Below are 21,729 nucleotides of genomic sequence, written 5' to 3'. Positions count from 1 at the left end.
TTTGCGAAAAACTTCTAAACTTTGCGTTAAATTCCGAACAACAGAAGTGTTATTTTAAGAGAGCAAAGATTATTTTATTAAAAACTGAAACAAAAATAATCGATTAGTGACGAAATCCCGAATTTTAATTGGATTTTGTTTACTTTTGAGTTAATAAAATCTGACTATGTATAGATTTATTTTGATACTTATTTTAATTTCAAACTTTTCTCATTCGCAAAAGAAAATGAAAATTCCACCTTATCTTAAAAAAGGCGACACAGTTGCTATTGTTTGTACAGCACGTAAATTTTTTCCAGAAGATGCCAAACCTCCTATTGAATTATTAGAATCTTGGGGATTAAAAGCCAAATTAGGCAAAACCATAGGTTTAGATAGTTGTCAGCTTGGTGGAACTGACGCTGAACGAATTGCTGATTTTCAAGAAATGATGGATGACGACAATGTCAAAGCGATTTGGTGCGCGCGTGGTGGTTATGGAACCGTTCGAATTATAGATTCGTTAGATTTTACCAAATTCAAAAAACATCCCAAATGGATTATGGGATTTTCTGATGTTACTGTTTTGCACAGTCAATTGAATGTGGAACGAGTAGCTACTTTGCATTCGATAATGCCATTTACAGTTCCAAAAGCACCTGAAGAAGTGAAAGAAACCTTACGAAAAGCACTTTTTGGAGTAACTATTTCATATACTGTTCCATCAAAACCATACGATATAAAAGGAAAAGCTTCGGGTGAATTAGTAGGAGGAAATATATCGATTTTATATAGTTTATTGGGTTCAAAATCATCGATTGATACGAAAGGAAAAATTCTCTTTATTGAAGATTTGGATGAATATTTGTATCACATCGATAGAATGATGTATAACCTAAAACGTAATGGTTATTTCGAAAATGTAAAAGGAATTATTGTGGGAAGTATGGCTGACATGCACGATAACGAAATTCCGTTCGGTCAAAATGAAGTGCAAATCATTACTGCAATTGCCAAAGAATACAATATTCCAATTGTGTTTGAATTTCCAGCCGGACATCAAAAAGACAATCGAACTTTGATTCTTGGAAAACAAGTAGATTTTGAAGTAAATGAAAAAGAAGTGAAACTTCAATTTCATTAAAATTGGCATATCGACACATTGAAAATTGACACATTGAAAAATGGCAGAACACAACGATTTAGGAAAACTTGGAGAAGAATTAGCAGTCGATTTCTTAGAAAAAAACGGCTATGAAATTTTGGAAACCAATTGGACTTTTGATAAAGCCGAAATTGACATTATTGCTCAAAAAGATAATATTTTGGCAGTTGTAGAAGTTAAAACGCGTTCGAGTTTAGATTTTGGTTTGCCACAAGAATTTGTAAAACCCAAAAAGATTCAATTGTTGTTAAAAGCTATAAATGAATATGTTACCCAAAACGACTTGGATTTAGAAGTCCGATTTGATATTATTGCTATTCATAAAGAAAACACAGAATTTGTTATAGAACACATCGAAGAAGCGTTTTATTATTTTTAATGTTAAATTTGTAACAAATTATTTTTTGTTTTTATCTTTGCGCCAAACAAACAACTAAAAACATGAAAACTATATCCTCAGTAGTAGAACAATACATTAAATCTAAGCCTTTTTTACTAAGTTCACTTTCTCAAGGGATTATCAATTTGACTTCTTTAGCAAGAATAATGATGCCAGAATTAGAAGCACATTTAGGAAAAGATGTAAAACAAGGTGCTGTTGTAATGTCTCTGAAAAGGCTTTCGGAAGAATTAGATTTTAAAATCAACTATAAAATTTCAAAAGTCTTAAAAAATATTGGTGAAATTACGGTTCGCTCTTCACTTAGTGATTATACATTTATTAGTTCAGATACTCTTTTAGAAAATCAAGCGAAATTAATTTCTGAAATTAATAGGCAACAAGATATTTTTTATACTTCGTCTCGTGGGGTAAATGAAACCAATATTGTTACTAGCACATCCGTTGAATCAATTGTAGAAACGATATTTAAGAACGAAAAATTAACTCATAAAATAGAAAATCTTTCATCTATTACTGTAAAATTACCACAAGAAAATATTTCTACTCCTGGAGTTTACTATTATATTTTTCAAAGGTTAGCTTGGGAAGGAATTATTATTCATGAGGTAATTTCAACTACAAATGAGTTTACAATTATAGTAAGTGATGATCAAATTGATGTTGCATTTAAGGTTATAAAAGACCTTAAAAATGTATTTGATTAACAAAAAAACAACTATTTTTTTTCTCATCAAAAAAAGAAACGTATTTTTACCACTCTATACATACTAAAAAGTGATTTTAGTAGTTTAAGTACAAATACGTTTTTACATTGAAAAGCACTATAATAAAATACTCTTTTTCGATTGGTTTTATCTTTTTTTTGATAGCTTGTTCTGTTAAAAAAGACAAATTTATCAATCGAAATTTTCACGCCGTAACAACAGAATACAATGTTTTGTATAACGGAAATTTAGCATTAACTAAAGGATTAGAAGATTTAAAAGCAACTTACAAAGACAATTTTTGGGAAGTGCTTCCGGTTGAACGAACTTCTGTTTCTGATGAGGCAGCTTTGCCAGGTCAAACAAAAAACAAGAATTTTGAACGAGCTGAAGAAAAAGCAGTAAAAGCAATTCAAAAACATTCTATGAATATTGCTGGAACTGAAAAAAATCCTCAAATGGATGAAGCCTATTTACTTTTAGCAAAGTCACGTTTTTACGAAAATCGATTTATTCCATCATTAGAAGCGTTAAATTACATACTTTACAAATATCCATTAAGCGACCGTATTTATCATGCTAAAGTGTGGCGCGAAAAAATAAACATTAGGTTAGATAATGAAGATGTTGCCATTAAAAATTTAAAACTGCTTTTAAAAGACAAAAAAATCAAGGGTCAAGATTTAGCTGACGCAAATGCCATGCTAGCTCAAGCTTTCATTAATATAGAAGTTAAAGATACTGCAATTGCAGCTTTAAAAGTGGCAAAAGAAGCAACTAATGACAATGAGGAAAGGGCTCGATATACATTTATTTTAGGTCAGTTATATGAGAATCTTCAACATAATGATAGTGCCTATGCTACCTTTCAGGATGTAATTGACATGAATAGAAAAGCGCCTCGTAGATATGTTGTTCAAGCACATGCAAAACAAGCACAACAATTTGATTACAAAAAAGGCGATACTTTAGCTTTTGTAGAAAAATTTAACAAACTTTTAGAAGATAGAGAAAACCGACCTTATTTGGATATTTTGAATCATCAAATGGGAATTTTTTATGACAAACATGGATTAAATCAAAAAGCAATATCTTTCTATAATAGATCCATTAAATCGGGTTCTCAAGACAATTATTTAGTATCTTCAAATTATAGAAATATTGGTGAAATTTATTTCAAAGAAGCTCAATACAAAACAGCTGGAAAATATTACGATAGTACTCTAATTCGGTTAGATGATCGAACAAGAGAATATAGAAAAATCAAGAAAAAAAGAATTAATCTTGACGACGTAATTAAGTATGAAACCATAGCACAACAAAACGATAGTATTTTATCAGTTGTGGCTATGAATGATTCAGACAGAAATCAATATTATGAAAAGTATATTGCAAAATTAAAAATTGAAGACGATAAAAAAGCAAAAAAAGAAGCCAATTTATTAGCCAATCAAAATGCTAGCTCAAACCCTGCAAATATTAGCGGGAAAGATAATTCAATAATATCAAATACAAAAACCGGTGGAGCATCAAATTTACCGCCGGGAATGATGAATCCTTCAGATAATAGTACATTTTATTTCAACAATCCTGTTACGGTTGAATATGGCAAAAAAGAATTCGCAACCAAATGGGGAAAACGCAAATTAAAAGATAATTGGAAATGGTCTAATTTGAAAGATAATAATTCAAATAATGATTCAAAAGAAGATGAGAATACAGATGAAAACTTTGATGATAATAAAAAGGAAGAGGAAGTTACAAATCCATTATACACAGTAGAATTTTATTTAAAACAAATCCCATCTGACCCAAAACTTATAGATAGTTTAGCAAAAGACAGAAATTTAGCTTACTATCAATTAGGATTAATTTATAAAGAAAAATTTAAAGAATACCAATTAGCAGCTTCTCGTTTAGAGCAATTGTTAAAAAACAAACCAGAAGAGCGTTTGGTACTTCCTGCAATGTATAATTTGTGCAAAATTTATCAGCAAATTTCGCCTTCAAAAGCAGCGGAGATGAAACAACAAATATTGGCTCAATATCCGGATAGCCGATATGCTCAAATTTTGAATAATCCAGAAGTTGAAATTACGGATAACGATAACCCAGAAATTGTTTTTAACACATTATACAAAAAATTTGAAAACAATCAAGTAAGAGAAGTTTTTGCAGAAGTAGATGAGGCCATTTTTAAATTTGCTGGAGAAGAATCTTTGCCAAAATTTGAAATGCTTAAAGCAAAAACATTGGCCAGATTAAAAGGTGTAGAAGAATATAAAAAAGCATTAAATTTTGTTGCACTGACCTATCCTAATGTTGATGAAGGAAAACAAGCCGAAAAAATAGTGCAAATGGAAGTTCCATTAATTGAAGCATTGGATTTTGGTTTAGTACAACCAACGAGTTACAAAATTATTTTTCCAAAAAGCTTTCCTTACGGCAAAGAAGTTAAAAACCTTACAGATAAAACAGCAAAGTATCTAAAAGACCTAAATGTAAATACTATAAAATCATCTGAAGATATTTACAATCTAACTGATAATTTTATTGTAATTCATGGATTTAGTTCAAAAGAATCGGCAAACTCAGTATTATCAGTTTTAAAAGAACACAAAAATTACAAAATCAAAGACCAAGCCTACATCATTTCGACCGAAGATTATAAAATTGTTCAAATGAAGAAAAAATTTGAAGAATGGCTTTTGTTGAATAAATAATAACCCCAAAACCTCATAAAATGTTTGATAAAGTTAAAAACCAAGATCATTTATTAGGAAAAACCAATAGAATTGTTGAAGGAACTACGATAAACGGAGATATCACTACATTGGCTGATTTTAGATTAGACGGAAAACTTTCTGGAAATTTCACTTCCGAAGGAAAAATAGTAATTGGACCTACAGGAGAAGTAATTGGTGATATTGTTTGTAAAAGCATCGATATTGAAGGTAAATTTTCTGGAAAACTTCAAGCCGAAGACATGCTAAACATAAAATCAAAAGCACATATAACAGGAGAAGTAATTGTTGGAAAACTTGCTGTAGAACCAGGAGCTCGATTTGAAGCGAGTTGCGAGATGCGAACTCAAAACAAATAATGGATTCAAACAATAAAAAACAATCCAATAAGTGGTTGGCACTAATTAATATCCCATTTCAAATGGGATTGATTATTTTTGGCTTTTCGTATCTTGGAAGATGGCTCGATGAAAAATACCCAAATCCAGAAGCTTATTTTCTAAAAGGAATTACACTTCTTGGTGTTTTCGTAGCCTTATATAATGTAATCAAACAAGTAAATCAATTAAATAATAATAAGTAAAGATGTTAAAAAAATTACCCGTAACTGTTCAAGCTTTATTAATTTCAATCGGTTTTTTTCTAATTCATTTTGGAATAGTTACTTTTTTAAACAAGATTGACACAATACCTTTTTTAATGTCATATGCTTTACAATTTATAATGACATTGGCTATTTTGTTAGCAATGATTAAAATCTATGAAACCGCTAAAGAACAATTAGGGTTTGCTTTTTTAGGATTATCAACGTTAAAAGTAGGGATAAGTTATTTTTTTGCTACCGAATATTTATTTCAAAATAAGGTAATGCTTGAAACAAACAAAATTAATTTTTTCATCACTTTTCTATTTTTTTTAAGTCTAGATGTCTATTTTACAATAAGATTGCTAAACAAAAAGTAATTTAAGGCAAAAAAATCATTAAATATTCAAAAAAAAATATTTTTGAAACTTGGAATATTAATTAAAGTTGTACTTTTGCAAAAATTTTTAAGACCAAAATTTTAGAATATAATCAATATGGTGATTTCAAGAAAACCACTTCATGTAATAGCAGCAATCGCAATCGCGATATTGCCTTTATTTAGTTTTGCTAATGTTTCTAATGATTCAGTTAAAAAAGAAGCGCATGAAGTTCATGTTGCTGCTGATGCTAGTCACGGAGAAACTGCTGAACCTCAGGACAAGAAAGCTAAAGTAGATGCTTACATTCAACATCACTTACAAGATTCTCACGATTTTACTTTTTTCTCAGATGAAAAAGAAGGTAAACATTATGGATTTTCATTACCAGTTATTTTAATTGATAATGGTTTAAAAGTATTTTCATCTTCTAAATTTCACCACGGAGAAACTGTAGCTGAAGTTGATGGAAATTTCTACAAATTATACCACGGAAAAATTTATAAAACCGATGCTGCTGGAACTATTAACTACGACGAGCACCATCATCCAACAAATGCAAAACCATTAGATTTTTCAATTACGAAAAACGTGTTTTCAATGTTGTTTACTTCTGCTTTATTGTTGTTCATGTTTATTGGTTTAGCTAAATCATATAAAAAAGGACCAATTCCAACTGGATTTGGTAGAGTGTTAGAGCCGCTTATCTTATTCATCAGAGACGAAATTGCTATTCCAAATATTGGAGAGAAAAAATATAGAAAATTCATGGGTTATTTATTAACTGTGTTTTTCTTAATTTGGTTATTAAACTTACTTGGGATGACTCCACTAGGAATCAACGTTACAGGTAATATTGCAGTAACTATTTGTTTGGCTTTATTTACATACTTTATCACACAATTTAGTGCTAATAAAGATTATTGGATGCACATTTTTTGGATGCCAGGTGTTCCGGTTCCAATGAAGATTATCTTAATGCCAATTGAAATTTTAGGAACATTAACAAAACCATTCGCATTATTAATTCGTTTGTTCGCAAACATTACAGCGGGTCACGTTGTAATCATGAGTTTAATTGCAATGATCTTTGTTGGAAAAAATTTAGCAGCTGACTTACCTATATCATTAGGATTAACATTGTTTATTTCAATTATCGAAGTTTTAGTAGCATTCCTACAAGCTTTTATCTTTACAATGTTGTCGTCATTATTTATTGGTATGGCAGTTCAAGATCATCATCATGATGATCATCATTAAAATTTGAGTATTGTTTAATTTAATAAATTAATTTATCATGGAGGGAACTCTTAATTTAATCGGAGCAGGTCTAGTAGTAATTGGAGCTGGTTTAGGTTTAGGAAAAATCGGTGGTTCTGCAATGGACGCTATCGCACGTCAGCCAGAAGCTGCAGGTAAAATTCAAACAGCGATGATTATTATCGCTGCTTTATTAGAAGGTTTAGCATTCGCTGCTTTAATCTTAGGAAAATAATAAAGAAAGAAAAAACAGTATCTGTAACGGTTGGTTACAGGTACTGCTTTTAAAAAGAAAGTACTATTTAAACATATATTTTTCAAAACATGGAGAAATTAATTAACGATTTTTCATTCGGACTATTTTTCTGGCAAGCTATTATCTTATTAATATTAATTGTATTAATGGTCAAATTTGCATGGAAACCTATCATGAATTCAATTGTAGCTCGTGAGGAAGGAATTTCTAACGCTTTATTAGCTGCTGAAAACGCTAAGAAAGACATGCAGAACTTGAAGTCTGATAATGAAAAATTATTAGCTGAAGCAAGAGCTGAAAGAGACTTGATGATTAAAGAAGCAAGAGAAATCAAAGAAAAAATGATTGCTGATGCTAAATCTGAAGCTCAAGTTCAAGGAGCAGCAATGATTGAATCTGCGAAAGCAACAATCGAAAGTGAGAAAAATGCAGCTATGGCAGAATTGAAAAATCAAGTTTCTTCTTTGTCATTAGAAATTGCTGAGACATTATTAAAAGGAGAATTATCTAACAAAGAAGCTCAAACTAAATTGGTTGAGAAAATGTTAGGTGACGCTAAATTAAACTAATATCATGGCAGGAACTAGAGCAGCAATTCGATACGCTAAAGCCATTTTGGACATTGCCCAAGTGAACAACAGCACACAAGCTGTAAATTCAGATATGACTTCAATTGTTAACGCAATTAAAGATAGCGCTGAATTAAAAGATTTCTTGCAAAGTCCAATTGTTAAAGGTGAAATTAAATTTTCTTCTTTAAACGAAATTTTTGCTTCTGCTCAAAAAGAGACAAAAGGATTATTTCAATTGCTTTTAGTAAACAAAAGATTTGAATTATTAAATGATGTTGCTTTACAGTTCAATGCTTTATACGATGAACTTAACGGAATTGAGATTGCAAAGGTAACTACCGCTTTCCCAATTACGCCTGAGTTAGAAGCTAAAGTATTGGCAAAAATTGCATCGTTTTCAAATAAAAATATTACCATTCAAAATATTGTAGATCCAGCTATCATTGGTGGATTTATTTTAAGAATGGGCGACAAACAATACAATGCATCTGTGTCAAGCAGACTGCAAAATTTAAAAAGAGAGTTTAGTAATTAGTAATACTTTATTATAAATGAAAAAAGTTTTATTATTTTTAATGCTAACATTCTCAATTATAGGCTATTCTCAAAAATTCAAATTTAAGAATCATGAGGTATTAGTTGATGGCAATGTATGGTTAAAGTATGATGGTTGTGGTGGATTTGATTCTTTCTGTTCGCTTGTAAATACTACAAACGGGGATGAAATTATTTTTATTAAAATCATTCGCGTTTCTGGAGCGGAAGCCAGAATACCATCTAACCCCGATGGAGATTTAGTTTATTGGGAAGTTTCTTTTTTAGGTTTGAACAAAAAAATCGAATTAAAAAAATCTTCTAAATCAATTGTTGAGTTACTTTATAAATCGAAAGTGATTAATGAAGATCAGACTTTAAATGAAGAGAAGGTTAATTTACTTGTAGAAAAGTATGGAACTGAATTTTCTAATAGATTAAATAAATCAAATAATGGTCAAACCATTATTATCAATAATAATCAAGAGCCAAGAAAATCTGGCGTTAATATTAATATAGGAGGATAATAATCACACATAGTTATGGCGGAAATTAAACCTGCTGAAATTTCAGCAATATTAAAACAACAATTATCAGGTTTTGAATCTGGTGCATCGTTAGAAGAAGTTGGAACAGTACTTCAAGTTGGAGACGGTATCGCTCGTGTTTACGGATTATCAAACGCTCAATACGGAGAGTTAGTACAATTCGAAAACGGATTAGAAGCTATCGTATTGAACTTAGAAGAAGACAATGTTGGGGTGGTACTTTTAGGACCATCTACAGGAATCAAAGAAGGTTCTACAGTAAAAAGAACACAACGTATTGCTTCTCTTAAAGTAGGAGAACAAATGGTAGGTCGTGTTGTAGATACTTTAGGTAACCCAATTGATGGTAAAGGTCCAATCGGTGGTGAGTTATACGAAATGCCATTAGAAAGAAAAGCTCCTGGAGTTATCTTCCGTCAACCAGTAACTGAACCATTACAAACAGGAGTAAAAGCAGTTGATGCGATGATTCCAGTGGGTAGAGGTCAACGTGAGTTGGTTATTGGTGACCGTCAAACTGGTAAATCAACAGTTTGTATTGATACCATCTTAAATCAAAAAGAATTTTACGATGCAGGAAAACCTGTATTCTGTATATATGTTGCAATTGGACAAAAAGCTTCAACTGTAGCAGGAATCGCAAAAATGTTAGAAGAAAAAGGTGCAATGGCTTATACAGTTATTGTTGCTGCAAACGCTTCTGATCCAGCTCCAATGCAAGTATATGCTCCTATGGCAGGTGCTGCAATTGGTGAATATTTTAGAGATTCTGGTCGTCCAGCTTTAATTGTTTATGATGATTTATCTAAACAAGCTGTAGCGTATCGTGAGGTGTCTTTATTATTAAGAAGACCACCAGGACGTGAGGCTTACCCTGGAGACGTTTTCTACTTACACTCTCGTTTATTAGAAAGAGCTTGTAAAGTAATTAACAACGACGAAATCGCTAGAAACATGAATGACTTACCAGATTCTATCAAAGGAATCGTTAAAGGTGGTGGTTCGTTAACAGCGTTACCAATTATCGAAACTCAAGCAGGTGACGTTTCTGCATATATCCCAACTAACGTAATTTCGATTACAGACGGACAGATTTTCTTAGATGGTGATTTATTCAACTCTGGAGTTCGTCCTGCAATTAACGTAGGTATTTCTGTATCTCGTGTTGGAGGTAATGCACAGATTAAATCAATGAAAAAAGTATCAGGTACTTTAAAATTAGACCAAGCACAATTTCGTGAATTAGAAGCTTTCGCGAAATTTGGTTCTGACTTAGATGCTGTAACTTTAAACGTTATTGAAAAAGGAAAAAGAAACGTTGAAATCTTAAAACAAGGTTTAAACTCTCCTTTTACAGTAGAAGATCAGGTGGCTATCATTTATGCTGGTTCTAAAAACTTGTTAAGAAATGTACCAGTTGTAAAAGTAAAAGAATTTGAGAAAGATTTCTTAGAATACTTAAACGCTAAACACAGAGATACATTAGACGCACTTAAAGCAGGTAAGTTTGATGACGCTATCACTGACGTTTTAGAAAAAGTAGCGAAAGAAATTTCAGCAAAATATAATTAATTAGTCAATTAGACAATGTGTCAATTAGACAATTAATTGACACATTGATAAATTGGCACATTGACAAATTAACAAAATGGCAAACTTAAAGGAAATACGTAATAGGATTACTTCTGTTTCATCTACGATGCAAATTACATCGGCGATGAAAATGGTTTCTGCTGCAAAATTAAAAAAAGCGCAAGATGCTATTACAGCTATGCGTCCGTATGCAGAAAAACTTACTGAGCTATTACAAAACTTAAGTGCAACTCTTGAAGGAGAAGTTGGTGGTGCTTTTACAGCTCAAAGAGAAGTAAATAAAGTACTTATCGTTGCAATTACTTCAAACAGAGGTTTGTGTGGTGCGTTTAATACCAATGTAATTAAACAAGCAAAAGCAGTTGCTGATACGTATGCAGGAAAACAAGTAGATATTTTTGCTATTGGTAAAAAAGGAAACGACGTTTTGCGTAAAACAAACAACGTAATCGAAGTTAACAATGTTATTTTTGACAAATTAACTTTCGAAAATGCTTCTGATATTGCACAACAATTAATGGATAAATTTGTGAAAGGTGATTACGATAAAATCGAAATCGTTTATAATGAATTTAAAAATGCTGCAACTCAAATTGTAAGAACACAACAGTTTTTACCTTTAGCTCCAATTGTTGGTGGTGAAGTAGTAGCTTCTGATTATATTTTTGAACCTTCTAAAGAAGAAATTGTGTTGACTTTGATTCCAAAATCATTAAAAACACAATTATACAAATCAATTAGAGATTCATTTGCAGCAGAACACGGAGCTCGTATGACAGCAATGCATAAAGCAACCGATAACGCTACAGAATTAAGAGACCAATTAAAATTAACATACAACAAAGCGCGTCAAGCAGCTATTACAAACGAAATCTTAGAGATCGTTGGAGGAGCAGAAGCTTTGAATAACTAATTTTAATTTAGATATTATAAAATGTCCCGATTTTTTCGGGACTTTTTTGTTTTATATTTGTAAGAATCATTTTGTTTAAAATAAATAGTTTGTGAAATTTTTAGTAATAATATTAATCTTGTCTTTAATAGTTATTTTCTTGATTTTCATTTTTAAAATTTTGAAAATAAAAAAAGTGTATTTTGATAATTTTCAAGATAATTTAATTGAATTGCATTTGTGTGAAAATCAAAAGTATTTCATTTCAATTTTTGAGGGTTATTACAAAAGTGATTCTGGTGCTATATTTATACTTCATGAAAAATCTTCTAATGAAATAGTACAATTAAAAAAGAGTTACTTAAAATATCAATTTTTTTATGATGGATTAAAAGGTTTTGATTATTACAGTTTCAAATCAAAGAAAAGCGGAAAATATATATTAGAAATTAAAAATTCTAATCTTTTAGAATTAGAATTCACGAATTTATGGATAAAAAAAATATTGCATACTAATAAAAATGAATTGCAAAGAAGAATATTAATAAGAGAAAGTGTAAATCAAAAAGAGTTCCTGTTTCTTGCGTTAAGTTTTTTGTTTCTGTTATGCTTTTTAATTTTAATAATCACAATAAAGCTGAATTTAATATAAAATCCAGATAGCGCGGAATTGCATTCCGTTCGCAAAACAAAAAGTCATTTTCACGCAATAATTCATTTAACAAAACCTTTTTTCCCTCATTTACTTTTATTGGTATATTTGTCATATAACAAACTTTACCCAATGAAAAAATATTGCTGTTTCTTCTTACTACTTTTCACCTTTTTTGGTAATGCTCAAAATCTTCGTTTAGAAGATATCATGAAAGGAAATGAATTTATCGGGCACCAACCTGATAATCACCGTTGGTCTATCGATGAGCAAACCGTTTTATTTGATTGGAATCCGAATAATGAAATTGATAACAGTACCTATTTTTGGAACAAATCAAGTAAATCACCTCAAAAATTAACAACTTCAAATCCTATTTACGATTTGGATTTTATGGCAACACAGAAAGATTATGATGTTGTGTATTATACCAATCAAGGTGTTTTGTATGCGTATACCAAATCCACTAAAAAGACTAAAAAAGTCATTCAATTAGCAGACCGAATTGCTTCTATTCAAAGAAGTAGTGATCCTAATATTATCTTTTTTCAGCAAAATCGCAATGTATATCAATTCAATACCAAAGATTTTTCGATTGTTCAATTAACAAATTTTAGAACAGGAAAAGAAAGTAAATCGTCAAAAGAAGAAGATTCGTTTTTGAAAAACCAACAAAAAGAATTATTTCAATTTGTGCGCGATGAAGCAAAAGCAGATGATTGGTATGAAGCGCAATCCAAATCCAAAAAAGAGAAGTTTCCAAAAGAAATTTTCTATGATAAATCATCGTTAGGGCAAGTAAAAGCATCGCCTGACGGAAAATTTGTAACCTTTAGAATTTCAGACTATCCAAATCAGCCATCAACAAATGTTGAACATTTTATTACGGATGATGGATTTACGCGTCAAGAAAAAGCACGAGCAAAAGTATCGGTTGATAATTTCAGTAAACACAAATTCGGAATTTTCAATGTAGATAAAGATACTACGTATTACGTTTCGTTTTCCAATTTAACCGGAATCAATGAAGCGCCAAAATATTATCAAGAATATGAAAATTTAAAAGGCGATTCGGAATATGATATTCCAGTAGTTATGCAAAGTCCAGTGTATAGCAAAGACGAAAAAAATGCCGTTTTAGAAATCAGAAGTCAAGACAACAAACACCGTTGGATTGTACAATTGGATTTAGTTTCAGGAAAAATCACCGAGTTAGATCATCAACACGACGAAGCTTGGATTGGTGGACCTGGAATTCCGGGTTATAGTTTCAGTAGCGGAACTTTAGGTTTTATTGATAATTCAACCATTTATTTTCAATCGGAAGCAACTGGTTTTTCGCATTTGTACACATATAATTTGAAAACCAAGAAAAAAGATGCGCTAACAAAAGGCAATTGGGAAGTTCGAAATGTTCAATTATCCAATGACGCTAAATCGTTTTACATCACAACTACGACAACACATCCAGGCAACAGAAGTTTTTATAAATTGGACATCGCTTCTAAAAAAATGACCGGTATTTTAACCAATGATGGCAATTACGAAGTAGAATTATCTCCTGACGAACAAACACTTTTGGTGCGCTATTCGTATAAAAACAAACCTTGGGAATTGTATGTGGGAGCTAATAAACCGAATGCAGATTTGAAACAAATTACGTTTTCTACTACTCCAGAATTCAAAAAATACAACTGGAAAACTCCAGAAGTTATCACCTTCAAAGCAGAAGACGGAACCAATGTTTACGCACGTTTGTATCAACCAAAAGTAGAAAACAAAAACAAAGCCGCAGTAATTTTTGTACACGGCGCGGGATATTTGCAAAATGCTCATAATTATTGGAGCACGTATCATAGAGAATTCATGTTTCACAATTTGCTTACCGATTTAGGTTACACGGTTTTAGATATCGATTACAGAGCCAGTGATGGTTACGGTCGCGATTTCAGAACGGGAATTTACCGTCACATGGGTGGAAAAGATTTATCCGATCAATTAGATGGAAAGAAATATTTAGTAGAAAAAGCAGGAATTGACCCTAACCGAGTGGGAATTTACGGCGGTTCTTATGGCGGATTTATTACGTTAATGGCATTGCTAACAGAACCAGGTGAATTCCAAGCAGGAGCCGCGTTACGTTCAGTAACCGATTGGGCGCATTATAATCACGGTTACACCTCAAACATTTTGAATTTCCCAGAAACCGATCCTGAAGCATATAAGAAAAGTTCTCCGATTTATTTCGCGAATAATTTACAAGACAAATTGTTAATGTTACACGGAATGGTCGACGATAACGTACAATTTCAAGACATTGTTAGATTAACACAACGATTTATCGAATTAGGTAAAAAAGACTGGGATTTAGCCGTATTTCCAGTGGAAGCCCACGGATTTAAAAGAACGTATTCTTGGGTAGACGAATACCGAAGAATTTTAGACTTATTCAACGAAAATCTATTACAAAAATAAAATGCCACAGTTAATTGAATTAGGAACTAAAGCCGAAATGTTGGAGCAATTATCCATCATTCAACAACTATATCCCGATTACACGCTTGAAATTTATGGCGATTTGTTAGACAAAATGATTCCGCATAATTACAAACAATTAATTGTAGTGGAAAACGGAATTACCATGGGTTTGGCAGGGTTTTGGATAGGAACTAAACTATGGTGTGGTAAATATCTAGAATTAGATAATGTAGTCGTGCATGAAGATTTTCGTTCCAAAGGAATTGGCAGTATCATGACCGAATATCTCAATCAAAAAGGCATCGATGAAGATTGTAATATGATGGCGTTAGATGCTTATACGACCAACTTTGGAGCCCAAAAATTCTACATGAATCATGGTTTTGTGCCCAAAGGGTTTCATTTTGTAAAATATTTAAAATAGAAAACATGAATAAAATAATCATTATAGCAATTAGTTTTATTTTTTATAACTGTGCTTGTCAAGAAAGAAGTATTGCAGTAGAAAATCTTTCAGCATCTTATGAAAGTTGGGTTGCGGGTGTTCGTGGTGGTGGAAGCGGTATCAACTTTTATGTAGATTTAAAAACAGAATTAAGCAAAGAAATTGAGCTAAAAAAAGTAATTTTTAGAGGTTACGAAGTGCCTTTTGAAAAGCAAGATAATTTCCATTTCATCGCAAGAATAAAAACGGAAGGCAATCAACAAAAATTTGATGGTGACGATTCCCAAATTTACACCAGCCCAAAAAACGCTTTAACCTTAGCAGAAAACGAAGCCATTTTAATTTTCTTAAAAAACGGAAAAGAAATCCGTCAAACTATTAAAGAAGTTAAAGAAAAACCAATGTTGCTTTATCCTTCGGCAAAACCAAAGAATTAATTACATTTGTTATTCTAAAAAACGAATAGTTTGAGTTCAGGTAAAAGTCTTTTTAAACAAACCCTAATTTATGGTATAGCTACTGTATTGCCAAGAATGCTAAGTTTTCTCTTAGTAAGATTGTATACAGATCATATGCCAACTAATGAATATGGAAAAGTTTCTATAATTTTTTCATTTATGGTTTTTTTTAATGTGGTCTTATCTTATGGAATGGAAACTGCTTTTTTCCGTTTTTATAGTAAGGAAGATGATAAAAGAAAGGTAATTTCAACTTCAACCATTTCACTTTTTTGTTCTACAATTGGTTTCTTGATATTATTTCTTTTATTCCGAAAAGATTTAGCCCTTTGGTCAAAAATCAATGTTGAATATGTAGTTTTTACGATTTGGATTTTAGCTTTAGATGCTTTAGCGATTATTCCTTTTTCTAAAATTAGAGCCGAAGGACGACCAATAAAATATGCTGTAATAAAAATTTCAAATGTTATAATTAATTTATCACTAAACATTTTTTTCTTGGCATTTTTACCCAATTGGGCAACAAATACTGATAATGTGTTTATTCAGACTATCTATCATGAAGACTTTCAAATCGGTTATATTTTTGTTTCAAATTTAATAGCAAGCTTGTTTACACTTCTTCTTGTTTTGCCCGATTATTTCAAAATCAAATGGCAATTTGATGCTGATTTGTGGAAGAAAATGATGCAATATGGTTTACCTATTTTAGTAGCAGGAATTGCCTTTGCCATCAACGAACATTTCGACAAAATTTTATTAGGTTGGATGAATATAGACTTGGCAGATATCGGAGCCTATTCTGCGTGTTATAAAATCGGAATGTTTATGGTATTGTTTCGAACGGCATACACTTTAGGAATTGAACCCTTTTTCTTTAGTCATGCAAAAAATGAAAATGCACCTCAGACTTACGCTACGATTACCAAATATTTTGTCATTTTTGGTTCGTTTATTTGCTTAGGCGTTATTGTTTTTGCCGATATTTTAAAATTAATTTTAGTGAATAACCAAAGTTATTGGTCGGCAATGAATATTGTGCCATTAATTGTTTTGGCGAATTTCTTTTTAGGGATTTATACCAATTTATCCGTTTGGTACAAACTAATCGACAAAACTCGAATTGGCGCTTATATTTCTATTGTTGGAGCAATAGTAACTTTAGTTTTAAACTTGCTTTTAATTCCTAAATATAGTTATATGGGTTCTGCAATTGCGACCATTTTTGCTTACGGAACCATGATGTTCATTTCGTACTACATGGGACAAAAAAAATATCCAATTCCATACGATAAGAAATCGATTTTTACTTATTTGGGATTAGCAGTAGTGCTTTCCGGAATTTCATTTTATGTGCCCATTTTACGTGAAACTTACGTCTTCGGAATTGCATCTATCTTGTTTTTTGCTTACTTTGTATACCGAAACGAAAAAGAAACTATTTTAACGATTATCAGAAGAAAATAATAACTTTGAATTATAGATTTAGTATGGATTTCTCCAATTTCTAAAATCTGTGTTCCAAAAAGAAAAATTAAATTAAAAATGCAAATCAAAATCATCAATAAATCAAATCTCGAGTTACCTAACTACGAAACTTTCGCTTCAGCAGGAATGGATTTACGTGCGAATATCTCAGAACCCATCACTTTAAAATCACTAGAAAGAACCATCGTAAAAACCGGACTTTTCATTGAATTGCCCATCGGTTACGAAGCGCAAGTACGTCCAAGAAGTGGTTTAGCAGCTAAAAAAGGAATCACAGTGTTAAACTCGCCAGGAACGGTAGATGCGGATTACCGTGGAGAAATCGGCGTGATTTTAGTAAATTTATCCAATGAAGATTTCGTAATCGAAAACGGAGAACGTATTGCTCAATTAATCATCGCCAAACACGAACGCGCAGAATGGCTTGAAGTATCAGAATTGTCAGAAACTTCAAGAGGTGAAGGTGGTTTTGGAAGTACTGGGGTGAAGTAAAGCCTTCAACATTCAAAATTCCAAGTTGAATGTTCGTTGTTAAAAATGTTGAATATTCAATGTTGAACAACGAATTTTGAAATAGTAAACAGTAACATAAATAATTATATAAGCCATGAAAAAAATTGATTTACACGAAAGACTAATTGATTTTGCAGTACAAATAATTAACATTGCTGACAACGTTAAAACAACAAAAGCAGGCAATCATTTGTCGGGACAAATTGTTAGATCAGGCACTGCACCATCTTTGAATTATAGTGAAGCACAAAGTGCTGAATCAAGAAATGATTTTATTCACAAAATGTCTGTTGTTTTGAAAGAACTCAGAGAAACACATTCTAATTTAAAGATTATTTTTAGAGCAAAATTATATTTAGGACAAGAGATTGAAATAAATACAGCAATTAAAGAAAGCGATGAATTAATATCAATTTTTGTAAAAAGTATTGAAACATCAAGAAATAAAAATAAGTAAATAATAAATCAACATTCAAAATTCCAAGTTGAATGTTCGTTGTTAAAAATGTTGAATATTCAATGTTGAACAATGAATTTTGAAGTTTAAAACATATTCTATATGAAAATAATCGTACCAATGGCTGGTCGTGGTTCACGCCTTCGCCCACATACCTTAACCATACCAAAACCATTAATTCCAGTAGCTGGGAAACCAATCGTTCACAGATTAGTGGAAGATATTGCTGGCGTTTTAAATCAGAAAATTGACGAAGTTGCGTTTATTATTCATGAAAGTTTTGGTAAAAAAGTAGAAGAAGATTTAATTGCTATTGCTCAAAAATTAGGTGCAAAAGGAACCATTTATTATCAAAACGAAGCTTTAGGAACAGGTCACGCGATTATGTGTGCTAAGGATTCTTTATCTGGTCCAGCAGTTATTGCTTATGCAGATACATTAATTCGTGCCGATTTTGATTTGGACACTACTGCGGATAGCGTAATTTGGGTAAAACAAGTGGATCAACCAGAAGCTTTTGGTGTGGTGAACTTAAATGATAATGGCGAAATTATCGAATTGGTAGAAAAACCAAAAGAATTCGTATCAGATTTAGCGGTTATTGGAATTTACTATTTCAAAGATGTTGCCGTGTTGAAAAACGAATTGCAATCGGTATTAGATAACAACATTATTCATGGTGGCGAATACCAAATTAATGATGGTATCAAACAAATGATGGCAAAAGGTATGAAATTTGTACCAGGAAAAGTAGATGAATGGATGGATTGCGGAAACAAAGACGTTACCGTTGAAACCAATACAAGAATGTTAGGTTTTTTACATAATGATGGTGAAAATTTAGTTGCTGCTGATGTGAAGTTAGAAAATTCAACCATTATTCCACCATGTTATATTGGTGAAGATGTGTATTTAATAAACGCAACCGTTGGACCAAATGTTTCATTAGGAAAAGGTTGTCACGTGATTAATTCTACCATAAAAAATAGTTTGGTGCAAACGCATTCGAACATAAAAAATGCCAAATTAGACAACGCAATGATAGGAAATCACGCGAGTTTTGATGGCAATTTTACAAGTATTAGTATCGGAGATTATTCCGTTTTAGAATAAAATGGGATTTTTTGACTTTTTTTTGGGCAATACTAAAAAGGAGGCTTCTAAGAAACAAATTGAAGACTACTATGAAGTTGAAATTAATGCTTTTTCAATAAAAGTTAACCATCCTAAAAGACATTTAGAAGAGATTAATTGGAATGAAATTGAAGAGATAAAAATTGTTAATACTGATGAAGGTCCTTTTTTGCCAGATGTTTGGTTGTTATTAATTGGGAAAGAAAAAGAATGTTCAATTCCACAAGGTTCAAAAGGGTGGGATGAAGTATATGATATTATATCAAAATATGAAGGTTTTAATTTTGAAAATGTAATACAATCGGCAACTTGTACAGAGAACAAAACATTTGAAATTTGGAAGAAAAGATGAAAAAAATAATTTTATTTAGTGTTTTAATAATATTACTTTGTTTTCCAAATTTACTTTTGGCACAAGAAAATCCCGATGCGATTGCTTTGGTGGACGACCAATTAGAAAATAATTTTTACGAAGCCGTGAAACAACGTGGCATCGAAAATTATGACAAAGCTATTGTGGCAATTCAAAAATGCATTGAAAAAGAACCAAAAAATGCAGCATTTCAATATGAATTGGGTAAAAATTATTTGAGCCTAAAAAATTATGTTGATGCGGAAAATGCTTTCAAAAAAGCAGTCGAGTTAGACAACAAACAACGTTGGTATTGGAATGGACTTTATGACGTGTATTACCAAACCAGAGATTATCAAAAATCGATTCCAATTGTGGAAAAATTGATAGAGTTTGATGAAAACATGAAAGAAGATTTGGTTTCGTTATACATGAATACTAATCAACACGGTAAAGCTTTCGAATTACTGAAGAATATGGAAGCTAAGTCTAAGTTATCGAGCACAATGGAATTTTATAAACTCAAGCTACAAGAATCAAATGCCTATACAAAACCACAAAAAGAACAATTAGAAGAAGCAATTAAAAAGAATCCAAAAGACGAACAGAATTACATCGATTTGATTGTTTTATACTCGAGTTTCAATCAAGAAGACAAAGCTTTTGAAGTGGCAAAACAATTAGAAAAAGAAATCCCAAATTCTGATTGGGCTCATGTCAGTTTGGTGAAGTTTCATTTGAATAATAACGATGGCGAAAATGCTTCCAAATCAATGTTTAAAGTTTTGGATAATAATCGAATGGATTTAAAAATCAAACATCGTGTTTTTAATGAGTTTTTGATTTTTGCTGTTAAAAATCCAACCTATTTGAAAGATATTGACAAAGCCATTCCGTATTTTAACGATGACAAAGAGATCAATGTAGCCAAAGAAGTGGCCAAATTTTTCTGGAAAAAGAACGATTTAGAAAAAACAGTATATTATTTCGAGAAAGGAATCAAAAAGAATTCGGATGATGTTGAAGCGATGGAACTGTATTTGGAAGTGTTAATTCAAAAGCAAGATTTTCAATTGGTAACTATAAAAGCGGAAGATTATTTGGAGTCATTTCCAACACAAGTTGGGTTTTATTTTTATGCTGGTTTAGGATACAATCAACTTAAAGAATATAAGAAAGCAAAAACCATTTTAGAAAACGGCTTGGATTTTGTAGTTGAGTTTAATGCATCAGAATCTGGAATTTATAACAATCGTTTCAATGCTAATTTTTACAAACAATTAATTATCAGTTGTGAAAATTTGAATGATATTGCAAAAAAACAAGTGTATACTAACAAATTAAAGCAATTACAAAAATAAATGAAGTCAATATTATCAGCTTTTTTAGTCGTTTTTTTAATCGGATGTAAATCAAAACAAGCTGTTGCAACAACTGCTGCAAATGAAAACACCGAAGTTTCAAAAGTAATCAAAGGTCATTATAAAAACGAGCACGATTTTACTACGCTAAATATCAGAGCAAACGCTAAATATGAAGATTACAAACAATCGCATTCGATGAATGCCGATATTCGTATAAAAAAAGACGAAATCATCTGGATAAATATTAAGTTTTTTGGAATTCCAATGGCAAAAGCGATGATTACTCCAACAAAAGTCAGCTATTACGAAAAGATAAACAACACCTATTTTGAAGGTGATTTCAGCATGTTGAGTAATTGGCTAGGAACCGATTTAGATTTCAATAAAGTACAGAATTTATTTCTTGGAAAAGCGTTAGACGATTTAACTAAACAACAATATATTTCTGAAGTTGTTGATAAGATGTTTAAATTAGCTTTACCAACATATTCTGATCTTTCAAAAGAGTTTTATTTTGAAGGAGCTAATTATCTATTAAAAAAAGAAGTTATTAGTCAAGCTAGTAAAAACCGAAATTTAGAAATTCGTTATCCTTCGTTCAAGGAAGAAAAAGGAATGTTTTTACCGAATGAAATCAATATTAAAGCGATACAGAAAGACAAAATAGCAATAGATATAGAATATAAGAATACAACATTTAATGAAAATTTGAGTTATCCTTATTCAGTGCCTAGTGGTTACACTGCTATAGAAATCAATTAATTTTTTATTTAAG

Annotated in this window: 25 protein-coding genes; all 25 read left to right on the top strand. The window is 31.3% G+C overall.

Features of this window, described 5'->3' with window-relative positions; all coding sequences use genetic code 11:
* Positions 1-226: 226 nt before the first annotated feature.
* The 25 genes from GFJ94_RS08455 to GFJ94_RS08335 all read left to right on the top strand — a co-directional run bounded on the left by GFJ94_RS08455 (position 227) and on the right by GFJ94_RS08335 (position 21,716).
* The gene (locus tag GFJ94_RS08455; RefSeq protein ID WP_162523828.1) at positions 227-1,123 is read left to right on the top strand and encodes an LD-carboxypeptidase; all 897 of its coding nucleotides are present in this window, start codon (positions 227-229) and stop codon (positions 1,121-1,123) included.
* A 40-nt stretch (positions 1,124-1,163) separates the two neighbouring features.
* Entirely contained in the window at positions 1,164-1,523 is a 360-nt protein-coding gene (locus GFJ94_RS08450) for a YraN family protein (RefSeq protein ID WP_153201115.1), read from the top strand.
* 62 nt (positions 1,524-1,585) lie between these two features.
* The gene (locus GFJ94_RS08445) at positions 1,586-2,251 is read left to right on the top strand and encodes an aspartate kinase (protein ID WP_153201114.1); all 666 of its coding nucleotides are present in this window, start codon (positions 1,586-1,588) and stop codon (positions 2,249-2,251) included.
* 107 nt (positions 2,252-2,358) lie between these two features.
* Positions 2,359-4,974 carry a gliding motility protein gene (locus GFJ94_RS08440; protein WP_238989451.1) on the top strand — a complete coding sequence of 872 codons (2,616 nt, stop codon included), beginning with the start codon at positions 2,359-2,361 and terminating at the stop codon, positions 4,972-4,974.
* Positions 4,975-4,994: 20 nt separating this feature from the next.
* On the top strand, positions 4,995-5,354 hold the full coding sequence (locus GFJ94_RS08435; RefSeq protein ID WP_153201113.1) for a polymer-forming cytoskeletal protein: 360 nt from the start codon (positions 4,995-4,997) through the stop codon (positions 5,352-5,354).
* Positions 5,354-5,578: an AtpZ/AtpI family protein gene (locus tag GFJ94_RS08430; protein WP_153201112.1), complete on the top strand. Its 225-nt coding sequence runs from the start codon at positions 5,354-5,356 to the stop codon at positions 5,576-5,578. The genes GFJ94_RS08435 and GFJ94_RS08430 overlap by 1 nt, the downstream gene beginning before the upstream one ends.
* A 2-nt stretch (positions 5,579-5,580) precedes the next feature.
* Complete coding sequence (locus GFJ94_RS08425) at positions 5,581-5,958, top strand: hypothetical protein (protein WP_153201111.1); 378 nt, start codon at positions 5,581-5,583, stop codon at positions 5,956-5,958.
* Between the two features lie 117 nt (positions 5,959-6,075).
* Entirely contained in the window at positions 6,076-7,218 is a 1,143-nt protein-coding gene (atpB, locus tag GFJ94_RS08420; protein WP_153201110.1) for a F0F1 ATP synthase subunit A, read from the top strand.
* Positions 7,219-7,255: 37 nt separating this feature from the next.
* Positions 7,256-7,453, top strand: coding sequence for an ATP synthase F0 subunit C (atpE, locus tag GFJ94_RS08415; protein WP_057670617.1), 198 nt, complete (start codon positions 7,256-7,258; stop codon positions 7,451-7,453).
* Between the two features lie 89 nt (positions 7,454-7,542).
* Positions 7,543-8,043, top strand: a complete 501-nt coding sequence (locus GFJ94_RS08410) for a F0F1 ATP synthase subunit B (RefSeq protein ID WP_133608828.1) — start codon at positions 7,543-7,545, stop codon at positions 8,041-8,043.
* Between the two features lie 4 nt (positions 8,044-8,047).
* Positions 8,048-8,581 (top strand): ATP synthase F1 subunit delta, encoded by a 534-nt coding sequence (atpH, locus tag GFJ94_RS08405; protein ID WP_153201109.1) that lies wholly within the window; start codon positions 8,048-8,050, stop codon positions 8,579-8,581.
* Positions 8,582-8,597: 16 nt separating this feature from the next.
* The gene (locus tag GFJ94_RS08400; RefSeq protein WP_153201108.1) at positions 8,598-9,107 is read left to right on the top strand and encodes a hypothetical protein; all 510 of its coding nucleotides are present in this window, start codon (positions 8,598-8,600) and stop codon (positions 9,105-9,107) included.
* 15 nt (positions 9,108-9,122) lie between these two features.
* A complete protein-coding gene (gene atpA / locus GFJ94_RS08395) occupies positions 9,123-10,700 on the top strand; it encodes a F0F1 ATP synthase subunit alpha (protein ID WP_153201107.1) in 1,578 nt (525 codons plus the stop codon).
* A 76-nt stretch (positions 10,701-10,776) separates the two neighbouring features.
* Positions 10,777-11,634: an ATP synthase F1 subunit gamma gene (atpG, locus tag GFJ94_RS08390; protein ID WP_026725480.1), complete on the top strand. Its 858-nt coding sequence runs from the start codon at positions 10,777-10,779 to the stop codon at positions 11,632-11,634.
* 91 nt (positions 11,635-11,725) lie between these two features.
* On the top strand, positions 11,726-12,265 hold the full coding sequence (locus tag GFJ94_RS08385; RefSeq protein WP_153201106.1) for a hypothetical protein: 540 nt from the start codon (positions 11,726-11,728) through the stop codon (positions 12,263-12,265).
* 132 nt (positions 12,266-12,397) lie between these two features.
* On the top strand, positions 12,398-14,740 hold the full coding sequence (locus GFJ94_RS08380; RefSeq protein WP_153201105.1) for a prolyl oligopeptidase family serine peptidase: 2,343 nt from the start codon (positions 12,398-12,400) through the stop codon (positions 14,738-14,740).
* 1 nt (position 14,741) lies between these two features.
* Positions 14,742-15,167, top strand: coding sequence for a GNAT family N-acetyltransferase (locus tag GFJ94_RS08375; protein WP_153201104.1), 426 nt, complete (start codon positions 14,742-14,744; stop codon positions 15,165-15,167).
* 5 nt (positions 15,168-15,172) lie between these two features.
* The gene (locus GFJ94_RS08370) at positions 15,173-15,625 is read left to right on the top strand and encodes a hypothetical protein (RefSeq protein ID WP_153201103.1); all 453 of its coding nucleotides are present in this window, start codon (positions 15,173-15,175) and stop codon (positions 15,623-15,625) included.
* Between the two features lie 30 nt (positions 15,626-15,655).
* On the top strand, positions 15,656-17,113 hold the full coding sequence (locus tag GFJ94_RS08365) for a lipopolysaccharide biosynthesis protein (RefSeq protein ID WP_153201102.1): 1,458 nt from the start codon (positions 15,656-15,658) through the stop codon (positions 17,111-17,113).
* Between the two features lie 66 nt (positions 17,114-17,179).
* Positions 17,180-17,626 (top strand): dUTP diphosphatase, encoded by a 447-nt coding sequence (dut, locus tag GFJ94_RS08360; RefSeq protein ID WP_370513827.1) that lies wholly within the window; start codon positions 17,180-17,182, stop codon positions 17,624-17,626.
* A gap of 115 nt (positions 17,627-17,741) precedes the next feature.
* On the top strand, positions 17,742-18,104 hold the full coding sequence (locus GFJ94_RS08355; protein ID WP_153201100.1) for a four helix bundle protein: 363 nt from the start codon (positions 17,742-17,744) through the stop codon (positions 18,102-18,104).
* 102 nt (positions 18,105-18,206) lie between these two features.
* Positions 18,207-19,217, top strand: a complete 1,011-nt coding sequence (locus GFJ94_RS08350; RefSeq protein WP_153201099.1) for a sugar nucleotidyltransferase — start codon at positions 18,207-18,209, stop codon at positions 19,215-19,217.
* A 1-nt stretch (position 19,218) separates the two neighbouring features.
* On the top strand, positions 19,219-19,590 hold the full coding sequence (locus tag GFJ94_RS08345; RefSeq protein WP_153201098.1) for a hypothetical protein: 372 nt from the start codon (positions 19,219-19,221) through the stop codon (positions 19,588-19,590).
* On the top strand, positions 19,587-20,951 hold the full coding sequence (locus GFJ94_RS08340) for a lipopolysaccharide assembly protein LapB (RefSeq protein ID WP_238989450.1): 1,365 nt from the start codon (positions 19,587-19,589) through the stop codon (positions 20,949-20,951). The genes GFJ94_RS08345 and GFJ94_RS08340 overlap by 4 nt, the downstream gene beginning before the upstream one ends.
* Positions 20,952-21,716: a DUF4292 domain-containing protein gene (locus GFJ94_RS08335; RefSeq protein WP_153201097.1), complete on the top strand. Its 765-nt coding sequence runs from the start codon at positions 20,952-20,954 to the stop codon at positions 21,714-21,716.
* Positions 21,717-21,729 lie beyond the last annotated feature (13 nt).

This window comes from Flavobacterium sp. LMO8 (genome assembly GCF_009495755.1).
Taxonomy (GTDB): Bacteria; Bacteroidota; Bacteroidia; order Flavobacteriales; family Flavobacteriaceae; genus Flavobacterium.
Note: the sequence above shows the minus strand (reverse complement) of the source record. Positions and strands in the feature narration are given on the sequence as shown.